3 protein-coding genes and 1 pseudogene are annotated in these 14,326 nt (G+C 40.0%); all 4 read right to left on the bottom strand.

The features are described 5' to 3' along the window. Positions 1-49: 49 nt before the first annotated feature. Positions 50-424 (bottom strand): annotated as a pseudogene (locus tag NLG42_RS24475) (DDE-type integrase/transposase/recombinase); the annotation flags it as partial. Positions 425-946: 522 nt separating this feature from the next. Further along, positions 947-2,887, bottom strand: a complete 1,941-nt coding sequence (locus NLG42_RS09370; protein ID WP_257683583.1) for an OmpA family protein — start codon at positions 2,885-2,887, stop codon at positions 947-949. 2 nt (positions 2,888-2,889) lie between these two features. Beyond that, positions 2,890-3,798: a PorP/SprF family type IX secretion system membrane protein gene (locus NLG42_RS09365; protein WP_257683582.1), complete on the bottom strand. Its 909-nt coding sequence runs from the start codon at positions 3,796-3,798 to the stop codon at positions 2,890-2,892. 57 nt (positions 3,799-3,855) lie between these two features. Next, positions 3,856-13,995 carry a choice-of-anchor L domain-containing protein gene (locus NLG42_RS09360; protein ID WP_257683581.1) on the bottom strand — a complete coding sequence of 3,380 codons (10,140 nt, stop codon included), beginning with the start codon at positions 13,993-13,995 and terminating at the stop codon, positions 3,856-3,858. Positions 13,996-14,326 lie beyond the last annotated feature (331 nt).

The following is a 14,326-nucleotide window of genomic DNA, read 5'->3' as shown; positions in this document are numbered from 1 at the left end:
TAACACTTTAAGTAATTTTAAAGTTAGTCCCTCCAATTTACAGAATGATTTAAACATAGTTACCCCATGGTCTAACCATCTGATTCTTTCTTAGCATATGTACAACTTCAATTCCGCTCAGTGTTAGTCTGGCCGATTCAAAACTTTTAAAACCTAACCCATTTTGTATCCTCCATTTTATAAATCGATGGTCGTGTTCGACAATATTGTTGAGATATTTACACTGCCGGATTTTAATCTTTGAGAATGAACGTTTGTTCTAGACTTTGATCGCTGCAGTATTAGAACCGCTTTTATCAATGTTTATTACTCTTGGCCGGCAATTATTATTAATTGCTTTAATTAGAAAAGACTGAGCGCTCATTCTTTGTCTTTTTCTGGTCAAAAGAAAGTCAACCGTATTATCTAATTTATCTACCGCTCGATATAAATAACACTATATACCTTTTACTTTGATATAGGTCTCATCCAATCTCCAGCTCGTCCCCACTCTGCCTTTTCTCTTCTTCATTTCTAACTCGATGAAAGGTGTAAACTTATAAACCCAGCGCTGAATAGTAGCATGATCAACATGAACTCCTCACATGTTCATGATCTCTTATACATCCCTGTAAGTAAGGTAAATCTTAATTTAAAATACACTGCCCGAAGAAGAATAGATTTTGGATAGCTCTGACATTTGGTATTCATTTTTTTTAGTTTTAAAATTCCAAAGATAAAAGCTATTCCCAAATGCGACAGAACCCTTTTAAGAAATATAGGTCTATTTGAATAGAACTGACCAAAAAACGGGCTATTCTAATCCATAATTAGGAATTAATACTCAATCAGTTCTTAACTATATTTGAAAAAGGGGTTCAACTTTATTTAAAAAGTTAAACCCGTTATTTTTAAAACTTACACACTTTTTAGGACTGTGTTTTTATCGATAATGATTTGTAAGTTCTTATTGCATTGAAACAATTACAAATTCACTTCTTCTGTTTAACTGATGTTCATCTTCTGTACAAGCTACATTATCTGAACATTTATTGATTAACTGACTTTTGCCATATCCTTTCCCTGATATTCTGGTTGGGGCAATTCCTCGTTTTACAAACCATTCGATTGTTGCTTTTGCTCTTTTATTAGACAATCTCATATTATATTCCTGAGTCTGTCTACTGTCTGTATGAGAACGAACATCGATTTTCATTTCAGGATATTGTTTCATTACAGCAAGTACTTTCTCTAATTCAAAAGCAGCTTCCTGACGAATAAATGATTTATCGAGATCAAAATAAATAATAGGAATCTCTAAGGTTTTAGCCAAATCTGTCCCTACTTCTATTTGCTTGATTTGTTTATTTAATTTAATATCTACTTCAGGCTTATCATTTGTTGGCTGAATTGTAATCGGACTTTCATTAGTTTCATAATCTTGTTTTGAAACTCTTACATAATAGGTTTGATTGCATTTTACATCAAAATTGTAACTTCCGTTTTTATCCGAAATTATTGTTGCAATTTCCTTAAACTTATCGTCAAGCAAAATTACTTTCGCATCGGCTAAAGCTTCGTTCGTTTGAGAATCTGAAACAATTCCAAATAATTTTTTTTCACAATCCAGTCTTTTTGTTTCTGTGAATTTATAGATATCATCATTTCCAATTCCGCCTTCTTTGTTGGATGAGAAGTAACCTTTACGTGTATTGCTGTCAATTATAAAAGCAAAATCATCCGACTTGGTATTTACGGGTTCTCCAATATTTTGTACCAGATCAAAAGTAGCATCTTCCTTGATTTTTGCCACAAATACATCAAGTCCGCCTAATCCAGGACGTCCGTCGCTTGAAAAATAAAGTTCATTATCTCCGGATATAAAAGGGAATGTTTCTCTTCCTTCGGTATTAATTACAGTTCCTAAATTTTCAGGTTTCCCGAAGGTTTCATCTTCATTAATAATAACACTAAACAAATCTGATTGTCCTAAACTTCCCGGCATATCTGATGCGAAATACAGCTTTTTTTCGTCCAGACTTAAAGCAGGATGCGCAATACTATATTGATCACTATTAAAAGGCAACTCTATAATATTGGTCCATTTATCATTAATAAAATCGGCTTTGTACAATTTCAATAATGTAACTCTTTTATTGTCTTTTCCTTTTTTACCGCCTACAAAGTTGTTTCGGGTAAAGTACATTGTTTTGCCATCTTTGGTGAAGACCGGAGAAGATTCATTGAATTTAGAATTGATCTTTTTCTCAAACCGAATTGGATTTTCTAAAGTTCCATCCGCTTTTAACTCCGCAGCAAATAAATTCGTAAACGATTTATTAGTCCATTTAAATGTTTTTTTAACAACACTTCCGGTATCACGAGCAGAAGCAAATACTAATTTATTATTATAAATTGTACTTCCGTAATCTGATTGTTGCGAATTAATTCCGGCATTTGCGATATCAAATCTTCCTGAATTCGCTTTAATCTGCTCCAGATAATTTTTATTGTTTTGGAATAAAACTCCTCTTGTATCGGTTTTAATTTTCAAATTAAAAATTTCCAGCATTTTATCTGATTTCGCATAATCACCCACAGATTTCAGTGCCTGAGCATATCTATAATAATATTCAGGTTCTTGCTGCTCGTTAAAAGCAAAAAGCGCGTCATACCACTTTGCAGCTTTCGGTAATTCGGCATTAAAATAATAGGAGTTTCCTAATCTCTGAAACATTTTTTCATCGTTATATCCGCTTTCTGCTACTTTTTCATAAATAGCAATAGCGTCTACAAAAGCATATTGATTGTACTCCTTCTCTGCTTTATTCAAAACTGTTTTTTGAGCCGTTCCGTTAAAACAAACAGACGACAAAACAGCAGCATAAATTATATTTTTAACTTTCATAATTAGAAAAATCTTGGTGAAGTTATACGTCCATATTTGTTTAAGAATTCAAAACGAAGGAATATCTCGTGCGATCCTGAATTATAATTCACTAATTTGGTTGTTTCACGATCGTAAGCATAACCCAAATACAAACCATCTGTGATTTGAAAACCAGCCAATAAACTTACCGAAGCACTCCATCTGTAAGCCACTCCAATTACAAATTTATCGTTGAACATAAAGTTAGCCGATGCATCTACTTGCAATGGTGAACCTTCGACCATTTTTGTCATTATAGCCGGTTTAAATTTTACGGTTTCATAACGATCTAAATCAAATACATAACCTGCGATAAAATAATAGTTAATTTTGTCTTTGTAAATCGCAACATCATTATCATCATAACGATTGGTCTGAATGAAATTAGGAACCGATAAACCTACATAAGCTTTATCTGTATGCCAGTAAACTCCGGCTCCAATATTAGGCGTGAATTTATTTTTGAAATCCTGAAATTGCGGATCTCCCTGATCTTCCGGTGTTAATTTAGTTGGATCTAATTTGAATAAATTTGCTGATCCTTTTATACCAAAAGATAATTTGGCTGTAGCCGATGTTGGTATAGAATACGAAAAATCTGCCGATAAGTTATTCTCATTCGTTGGACCTATTTTATCATTGATTAATGAAACTCCTAACCCAACGTTATTACCAACTGGTGTATTTACAGAAAAACTACTTGTTTCCGGCGCGCCATCTAACCCAACCCATTGGGTACGATATAAACCAAAAATACTCAGTACTCCACGTGATCCCGCATAAGCAGGATTCACATTAATGGTATTGTACATGTATTGTGTAAATTGTGCATCCTGCTGTGCAAAGCTTGCAGTTGAACAAAACAGTAAAACTAAAATTAACTTTTTCATTTTTTTCATTTTTAATAACAGCTCAACTTCAACAAGCCAATTAATTAGCATAGAATATTATTTGGTCAAGTACAGATAACCCGCTTCCTGATGAGGAGTAGATTGATGGTCTTTATATTTTATGATATAATAATATGTTCCCTCTGGTAATCCTTTTAATTCTTTAATGGTAACACGTCCTTCTGAAATTCCTCTAAAGGCAACATCGGTATTATTGTAATGATCTCTTTCAAAAACCAATACACCCCAACGATTATAAATTTGAACTGTGTTGTCAGGATAACATTCTATTCCTTGTATATAGAATCTTTCGTTCATACTATCACCATTTATTGAAACGGCATTAAAAATTTTGATTACACATCCACTTAATAATAAAACTGTTGGATTGTCACCTAGATTATTTATGTTATCGGACTTATCCTCAACTTTAATTCCACTTAGAGTACTACCCATTACACTAGCCTGATTACTAATACTTCCATTATTAATATCATTTTGCGTGATGCTATATTGAGCACTAAAAGAAACTTCATCCGTATCATTTACATTCAAATCTATTGGACCTCCTGACATAATAATACCAGATAATGGATCTGAAACAGTAATATTGTACAAAGGAACATTTCCAGTATTAGTAACCTTGAAGTTATAAGTTATTGTTTCGCCAGCATCAGCATTCCCATTACTATTTTCATCATTAAATACCGCTGTCTTAATTATGGCAATTGATGGAACTTCAACAATCGCTGGGGCACTTACTACTACCGTAGAGCTAATGGTACTACAATTCAATGGGTTGTTTACTTCACAAATCGTATAACTTACTGAATAGTTTCCAGATGGGGTGTTGGCTGGAACTGTTACTGTTCCATCTGCATTTACTACTAGTCCTGATCCTACTGGAACCGTACTTGATGTAATTTGTACATTCCCTGCTGCAGTACCTACTACTACTGGACTTCCATTTAAGGTGTCGTTGCTCGTTAATGCCGTGGTGGTGCCTCCTGGTAATCCATTAACCGCAGGGGTCGTTTCTGTTACCGCAACAATCGCTGGGGCACTTACTACTACCGTAGAGCTAATGGTACTACAATTCAATGGGTTGTTTACTTCACAAATCGTATAACTTACTGAATAGTTTCCAGATGGGGTGTTGGCTGGAACTGTTACTGTTCCATCTGCATTTACTACTAGTCCTGATCCTACTGGAACCGCACTTGATGTAATTTGTACATTCCCTGCTGCAGTACCTACTACTACTGGACTTCCATTTAAGGTGTCGTTGCTCGTTAATGCCGTGGTGGTGCCTCCTGGTAATCCATTAACCGCAGGGGTCGTTTCTGTTACCGCAACAATCGCCGGGGCACTTACTACTACCGTAGAGCTAATGGTACTACAATTCAATGGGTTGTTTACTTCACAAATCGTATAACTTACTGAATAGTTTCCAGATGGGGTGTTGGCTGGAACTGTTACTGTTCCATCTGCATTTACTACTAGTCCTGATCCTACTGGAACCGCACTTGATGTAATTTGTACATTCCCTGCTGCAGTACCTACTACTACTGGACTTCCATTTAAGGTGTCGTTGCTCGTTAATGCCGTGGTGGTGCCTCCTGGTAATCCATTAACCGCAGGGGTCGTTTCTGTTACCGCAACAATCGCTGGGGCACTTACTACTACCGTAGAGCTAATGGTACTACAATTCAATGGGTTGTTTACTTCACAAATCGTATAACTTACTGAATAGTTTCCAGATGGGGTGTTGGCTGGAACTGTTACTGTTCCATCTGCATTTACTACTAGTCCTGATCCTACTGGAACCGCACTTGATGTAATTTGTACATTCCCTGCTGCAGTACCTACTACTACTGGACTTCCATTTAAGGTGTCGTTGCTCGTTAATGCCGTGGTGGTGCCTCCTGGTAATCCATTAACCGCAGGGGTCGTTTCTGTTACCGCAACAATCGCTGGGGCACTTACTACTACCGTAGAGCTAATGGTACTACAATTCAATGGGTTGTTTACTTCACAAATCGTATAACTTACTGAATAGTTTCCAGATGGGGTGTTGGCTGGAACTGTTACTGTTCCATCTGCATTTACTACTAGTCCTGATCCTACTGGAACCGCACTTGATGTAATTTGTACATTCCCTGCTGCAGTACCTACTACTACTGGACTTCCATTTAAGGTGTCGTTGCTCGTTAATGCCGTGGTGGTGCCTCCTGGTAATCCATTAACCGCAGGGGTCGTTTCTGTTACCGCAACAATCGCCGGGGCACTTACTACTACCGTAGAGCTAATGGTACTACAATTCAATGGGTTGTTTACTTCACAAATCGTATAACTTACTGAATAGTTTCCAGATGGGGTGTTGGCTGGAACTGTTACTATTCCATCTGCATTTACTACTAGTCCTGATCCTACTGGAACCGCACTTGATGTAATTTGTACATTCCCTGCTGCAGTACCTACTACTACTGGACTTCCATTTAAGGTGTCGTTGCTCGTTAATGCCGTGGTGGTGCCTCCTGGTAATCCATTAACCGCAGGGGTCGTTTCTGTTACCGCAACAATCGCTGGGGCACTTACTACTACCGTAGAGCTAATGGTACTACAATTCAATGGGTTGTTTACTTCACAAATCGTATAACTTACTGAATAGTTTCCAGATGGGGTGTTGGCTGGAACTGTTACTGTTCCATCTGCATTTACTACTAGTCCTGATCCTACTGGAACCGCACTTGATGTAATTTGTACATTCCCTGCTGCAGTACCTACTACTACTGGACTTCCATTTAAGGTGTCGTTGCTCGTTAATGCCGTGGTGGTGCCTCCTGGTAATCCATTAACCGCAGGGGTCGTTTCTGTTACCGCAACAATCGCTGGGGCACTTACTACTACCGTAGAGCTAATGGTACTACAATTCAATGGGTTGTTTACTTCACAAATCGTATAACTTACTGAATAGTTTCCAGATGGGGTGTTGGCTGGAACTGTTACTGTTCCATCTGCATTTACTACTAGTCCTGATCCTACTGGAACCGCACTTGATGTAATTTGTACATTCCCTGCTGCAGTACCTACTACTACTGGACTTCCATTTAAGGTGTCGTTGCTCGTTAATGCCGTGGTGGTGCCTCCTGGTAATCCATTAACCGCAGGGGTCGTTTCTGTTACCGCAACAATCGCTGGGGCACTTACTACTACCGTAGAGCTAATGGTACTACAATTCAATGGGTTGTTTACTTCACAAATCGTATAACTTACTGAATAGTTTCCAGATGGGGTGTTGGCTGGAACTGTTACTGTTCCATCTGCATTTACTACTAGTCCTGATCCTACTGGAACCGCACTTGATGTAATTTGTACATTCCCTGCTGCAGTACCTACTACTACTGGACTTCCATTTAAGGTGTCGTTGCTCGTTAATGCCGTGGTGGTGCCTCCTGGTAATCCATTAACCGCAGGGGTCGTTTCTGTTACCGCAACAATCGCTGGGGCACTTACTACTACCGTAGAGCTAATGGTACTACAATTCAATGGGTTGTTTACTTCACAAATCGTATAACTTACTGAATAGTTTCCAGATGGGGTGTTGGCTGGAACTGTTACTGTTCCATCTGCATTTACTACTAGTCCTGATCCTACTGGAACCGCACTTGATGTAATTTGTACATTCCCTGCTGCAGTACCTACTACTACTGGACTTCCATTTAAGGTGTCGTTGCTCGTTAATGCCGTGGTGGTGCCTCCTGGTAATCCATTAACCGCAGGGGTCGTTTCTGTTACCGCAACAATCGCTGGGGCACTTACTACTACCGTAGAGCTAATGGTACTACAATTCAATGGGTTGTTTACTTCACAAATCGTATAACTTACTGAATAGTTTCCAGATGGGGTGTTGGCTGGAACTGTTACTGTTCCATCTGCATTTACTACTAGTCCTGATCCTACTGGAACCGCACTTGATGTAATTTGTACATTCCCTGCTGCAGTACCTACTACTACTGGACTTCCATTTAAGGTGTCGTTGCTCGTTAATGCCGTGGTGGTGCCTCCTGGTAATCCATTAACCGCAGGGGTCGTTTCTGTTACCGCAACAATCGCTGGGGCACTTACTACTACCGTAGAGCTAATGGTACTACAATTCAATGGGTTGTTTACTTCACAAATCGTATAACTTACTGAATAGTTTCCAGATGGGGTGTTGGCTGGAACTGTTACTGTTCCATCTGCATTTACTACTAGTCCTGATCCTACTGGAACCGCACTTGATGTAATTTGTACATTCCCTGCTGCAGTACCTACTACTACTGGACTTCCATTTAAGGTGTCGTTGCTCGTTAATGCCGTGGTGGTGCCTCCTGGTAATCCATTAACCGCAGGGGTCGTTTCTGTTACCGCAACAATCGCTGGGGCACTTACTACTACCGTAGAGCTAATGGTACTACAATTCAATGGGTTGTTTACTTCACAAATCGTATAACTTACTGAATAGTTTCCAGATGGGGTGTTGGCTGGAACTGTTACTGTTCCATCTGCATTTACTACTAGTCCTGATCCTACTGGAACCGCACTTGATGTAATTTGTACATTCCCTGCTGCAGTACCTACTACTACTGGACTTCCATTTAAGGTGTCGTTGCTCGTTAATGCCGTGGTGGTGCCTCCTGGTAATCCATTAACCGCAGGGGTCGTTTCTGTTACCGCAACAATCGCTGGGGCACTTACTACTACCGTAGAGCTAATGGTACTACAATTCAATGGGTTGTTTACTTCACAAATCGTATAACTTACTGAATAGTTTCCAGATGGGGTGTTGGCTGGAACTGTTACTGTTCCATCTGCATTTACTACTAGTCCTGATCCTACTGGAACCGCACTTGATGTAATTTGTACATTCCCTGCTGCAGTACCTACTACTACTGGACTTCCATTTAAGGTGTCGTTGCTCGTTAATGCCGTGGTGGTGCCTCCTGGTAATCCATTAACCGCAGGGGTCGTTTCTGTTACCGCAACAATCGCTGGGGCACTTACTACTACCGTAGAGCTAATGGTACTACAATTCAATGGGTTGTTTACTTCACAAATCGTATAACTTACTGAATAGTTTCCAGATGGGGTGTTGGCTGGAACTGTTACTGTTCCATCTGCATTTACTACTAGTCCTGATCCTACTGGAACCGTACTTGATGTAATTTGTACATTCCCTGCTGCAGTACCTACTACTACTGGACTTCCATTTAAGGTGTCGTTGCTCGTTAATGCCGTGGTGGTGCCACCTGGTAATCCATTAACCGCAGGGGTCGTTTCTGTTACCGCAACAATCGCTGGGGCACTTACTACTACCGTAGAGCTAATGGTACTACAATTCAATGGGTTGTTTACTTCACAAATCGTATAACTTACTGAATAGTTTCCAGATGGGGTGTTGGCTGGAACTGTTACTGTTCCATCTGCATTTACTACTAGTCCTGATCCTACTGGAACCGCACTTGATGTAATTTGTACATTCCCTGCTGCAGTACCTACTACTACTGGACTTCCATTTAAGGTGTCGTTGCTCGTTAATGCCGTGGTGGTGCCTCCTGGTAATCCATTAACCGCAGGGGTCGTTTCTGTTACCGCAACAATCGCCGGGGCACTTACTACTACCGTAGAGCTAATGGTACTACAATTCAATGGGTTGTTTACTTCACAAATCGTATAACTTACTGAATAGTTTCCAGATGGGGTGTTGGCTGGAACTGTTACTGTTCCATCTGCATTTACTACTAGTCCTGATCCTACTGGAACCGCACTTGATGTAATTTGTACATTCCCTGCTGCAGTACCTACTACTACTGGACTTCCATTTAAGGTGTCGTTGCTCGTTAATGCCGTGGTGGTGCCTCCTGGTAATCCATTAACCGCAGGGGTCGTTTCTGTTACCGCAACAATTATATTTATGGGTGTTGGGGTAACACTAGAGGTATTATTTCCAGGGGTAGGATCTGCTTCATTGGCAGCGATACTCGCACTGTTGGTATACGTTCCTGAGGCATTGACTGTGGCAATGATAGATAATGTAGCATTCGCTCCATTGGCTAAAGCACCAATCGCCCAGATTCCAGTTCCACTTGTATAGGTTCCGCTAACTGTGCTGGCACTTACAAAAGTATAGCCGGAAGGTAAAATATCTGTTACACTCACTCCTGTTGCAGCACTTGGGCCTGCATTAGTTGCTGTTAAGGTAAAAGTAACATTACTGCCAACATTAGGCGTAGCGCTACTTGCGGTTTTGGTTATACCAACATTAGACTGCGCAACCGGGGTTGGGGTAACACTAGAGGTATTATTTCCAGGGGTAGGATCTGCTTCATTGGCAGCGATACTCGCACTGTTGGTATACGTTCCTGAGGCATTGACTGTGGCAATGATAGATAATGTAGCATTCGCTCCATTGGCTAAAGCACCAATCGCCCAGATTCCAGTTCCACTTGTATAGGTTCCGCTAACTGTGCTGGCACTTACAAAAGTATAGCCGGAAGGTAAAATATCTGTTACACTCACTCCTGTTGCAGCACTTGGGCCTGCATTAGTTGCTGTTAAGGTAAAAGTAACATTACTGCCAACATTAGGCGTAGCGCTACTTGCGGTTTTGGTTATACCAACATTAGACTGCGCAACCGGGGTTGGGGTAACACTAGAGGTATTATTTCCAGGGGTAGGATCTGCTTCATTGGCAGCGATACTCGCACTGTTGGTATACGTTCCTGAGGCATTGACTGTGGCAATGATAGATAAGGTAGCATTCGCTCCATTGGCTAAAGTACCAATGGCCCAGATTCCCGTTCCATTTGTATAGGTTCCTGCAGCTGTGCTGGCACTTACAAAAGTATAACCGGAAGGTAAAATATCCGTTACACTTACTCCTGATGCAGCACTTGGACCTGCATTGGTTGCTGTTAAAGTAAAAGTAACATTACTGCCAACATTAGGCGTAGCGCTACTTGCGGTTTTGGTTATACCAACATTAGACTGTGCAACCGGTGTTGGGGTAACACTAGAGGTATTATTTCCAGGGGTAGGATCTGCTTCATTGGCAGCGATACTCGCACTGTTGGTATACGTTCCTGAGGCATTGACTGTGGCAATGATAGATAAGGTAGCATTCGCTCCATTGGCTAAAGTACCAATGGCCCAGATTCCCGTTCCATTTGTATAGGTTCCTGCAGCTGTGCTGGCACTTACAAAAGTATAACCGGAAGGTAAAATATCCGTTACACTTACTCCTGATGCAGCACTTGGACCTGCATTGGTTGCTGTTAAAGTAAAAGTAACATTACTGCCAACATTAGGCGTAGCGCTACTTGCGGTTTTGGTTATACCAACATTAGACTGTGCAACCGGGGTTGGGGTAACACTAGAGGTATTATTTCCAGGGGTAGGATCTGCTTCATTGGCAGCGATACTCGCACTGTTGGTATACGTTCCTGAGGCATTGACTGTGGCAATGATAGATAAGGTAGCATTCGCTCCATTGGCTAAAGTACCAATGGCCCAGATTCCCGTTCCATTTGTATAGGTTCCTGCAGCTGTGCTGGCACTTACAAAAGTATAACCGGAAGGTAAAATATCCGTTACACTTACTCCTGATGCAGCACTTGGACCTGCATTGGTTGCTGTTAAAGTAAAAGTAACATTACTGCCAACATTAGGCGTAGCGCTACTTGCGGTTTTGGTTATACCAACATTAGACTGTGCAACCGGTGTTGGGGTAACACTAGAGGTATTATTTCCAAGGGTAGGATCTGCTTCATTGGCAGCGATACTCGCACTGTTGGTATACGTTCCTGAGGCATTGACTGTGGCAATGATAGATAAGGTAGCATTCGCTCCATTGGCTAAAGTACCAATGGCCCAGATTCCCGTTCCATTTGTATAGGTTCCTGCAGCTGTGCTGGCACTTACAAAAGTATAACCGGAAGGTAAAATATCCGTTACACTTACTCCTGATGCAGCACTTGGACCTGCATTGGTTGCTGTTAAAGTAAAAGTAACATTACTGCCAACATTAGGCGTAGCGCTACTTGCGGTTTTGGTTATACCAACATTAGACTGTGCAACCGGTGTTGGGGTAACACTAGAGGTATTATTTCCAGGGGTAGGATCTGCTTCATTGGCAGCGATACTCGCACTGTTGGTATACGTTCCTGAGGCATTGACTGTGGCAATGATAGATAATGTAGCATTCGCTCCATTGGCTAAAGCACCAATCGCCCAGATTCCAGTTCCACTTGTATAGGTTCCGCTAACTGTGCTGGCACTTACAAAAGTATAGCCGGAAGGTAAAATATCTGTTACACTCACTCCTGTTGCAGCACTTGGGCCTGCATTAGTTGCTGTTAAGGTAAAAGTAACATTACTGCCAACATTAGGCGTAGCGCTACTTGCGGTTTTGGTTATACCAACATTAGACTGCGCAACCGGGGTTGGGGTAACACTAGAGGTATTATTTCCAGGGGTAGGATCTGCTTCATTGGCAGCGATACTCGCACTGTTGGTATACGTTCCTGAGGCATTGACTGTGGCAATGATAGATAAGGTAGCATTCGCTCCATTGGCTAAAGTACCAATGGCCCAGATTCCCGTTCCATTTGTATAGGTTCCTGCAGCTGTGCTGGCACTTACAAAAGTATAACCGGAAGGTAAAATATCCGTTACACTTACTCCTGATGCAGCACTTGGACCTGCATTGGTTGCTGTTAAAGTAAAAGTAACATTACTGCCAACATTAGGCGTAGCGCTACTTGCGGTTTTGGTTATACCAACATTAGACTGTGCAACCGGTGTTGGGGTAACACTAGAGGTATTATTTCCAGGGGTAGGATCTGCAATATCTGGAGATGCTATAGAAGCACTATTCAAATAAGGACCTGCAGCTTTTACCGTAGCAGTAATCTGCAAAGTTGGGGAAGAGCTTATATTTAATAAACCAATATCCCAAACCCCTGTCGAGGAATCGTATGTCCCAACACTTGGCGTAGCCGACACAAAAGTGTAACCAGCTGGTAACAAATCAGTAATCTTGGTATTTGGTGCGTTACCGGGACCAGTATTGCCTGCTGTGAGTGTAAAAACAACATTGCTTCCCACATTTGGACTTGGGTTATTTACAGTTTTAGAAACAGAGAGATCGGCAGAAATTATACCCTCTATAATATCTAAAAAAACACCCGAATCCAACGATGCATCACCAGCGTCAGCAATTACAATTTTAAAAGTATAAGTTCCTCCAGGAGTTAAGCCAGCAATGGATTTCTTTATCGACTTTGTTAAACCATTATGTTCTGTAAAAATTGGGAAAGGTCCTGGTTGAGGCGCTGTATTCAGGTTATATTTACCTCCAGTAGTAGTTGTAATGTGACCATTATTGATATACAAAGCAGATTGAGAACCATCGTATGCAGCGACAGGTGTTGCCGGTGAGCTAAATCCAGGAATACCAGAATTTACCTTATTTATTGATGTGACATTACCATTTGGCAATGTTGCGAAATTCTGAACTCCAGAAATACCAGGCCCCGAAACAAAAAAACCAAAAGCATCATCAAAATTAGAACCTACATAATCTGGAAACTCCTCTGAACCAAATTGATAACTAAAAAGTAGTCCCGAAACATTCGGTGCTAAAGTTATTGTAAAAGAATACGATACTAAGTCACGTGTTGCGGTAGGATCAATTAAAGATAAATTGGGATCTGATAATGTTGTAGCTCCAGCAGGGTTAAAACTTTTTTGGACAGCAGTATTTTTGTTTGCTAATTCGAAAGGGGCACTTCCTGTAGTAAAGTACACACCGCTCGGTATCTGCAAACCAGCGCCACTAATACCATTAGAAAAGGTGGCAACTTGATTTGCACGTAAAGTTGCAGCAGCTGCACCTCCCGACAATGTTCCACCAACGATAACTATTCCAGGCCCATTTAAAGCAGTATTTATCTGCAAATTTGAAGGATTTGTTACAATAGTAGCTTGAGCATATATTGAAGATGATATATTAAAAAGAAAAAAAACATTTATAAAAAAAGAAAAAGAATTAAACTTTAATAACTTATTCAAAATCAATAGTACTTTGATAAATAGAAAATAGAAAATCGATAATAAACTTTTAATTACAGAATTAATGAGTGTAAAATTATTCATACTATAGAAATTTTAATTAAAAATTGGATATTAAATTAAAATACAAGATAAATTATAAATTGGTTTTTATAACGAAGAAAAAATCCGACAAAAAAAACTTAAAATAACATTGTAAACCTACAAATAAAAAGCAAAATGTTGCTGATTTTTTAAAAAAAAAAGAGTTTTTTTTTAAATCATCCACGGACATCAATAACCACAAGGATTATTAATTTGAAATTCTAATTAAATACTATATTGAAACAACTAATTTTTATCCCCAGAAATTAGCAGCCTAAAAAAAGTGATTCTGTATAAGACTTTATTTGAATTGTAGTGACTTGAAATTTGG

Origin of the sequence: Flavobacterium plurextorum, from assembly GCF_024638035.1 — a bacterium.
GTDB classification, from domain to species: Bacteria; Bacteroidota; Bacteroidia; order Flavobacteriales; family Flavobacteriaceae; genus Flavobacterium; species Flavobacterium plurextorum.
The sequence above is the reverse complement of the archived record's forward strand: the minus strand, read 5'-3'. Positions and strand labels throughout refer to the sequence as shown.

Bases quoted from the DNA above. Each gene is read 5' to 3' on its own strand.
- NLG42_RS09370 (WP_257683583.1), bottom strand. From the start codon at position 2,887: ATGAAAGTTAAAAATATAATTTATGCTGCTGTTTTGTCGTCTGTTTGT.
- NLG42_RS09365 (WP_257683582.1), bottom strand. From the start codon at position 3,798: ATGAAAAAGTTAATTTTAGTTTTACTGTTTTGTTCAACTGCAAGCTTT.
- NLG42_RS09360 (WP_257683581.1), bottom strand. From the start codon at position 13,995: ATGAATAATTTTACACTCATTAATTCTGTAATTAAAAGTTTATTATCG.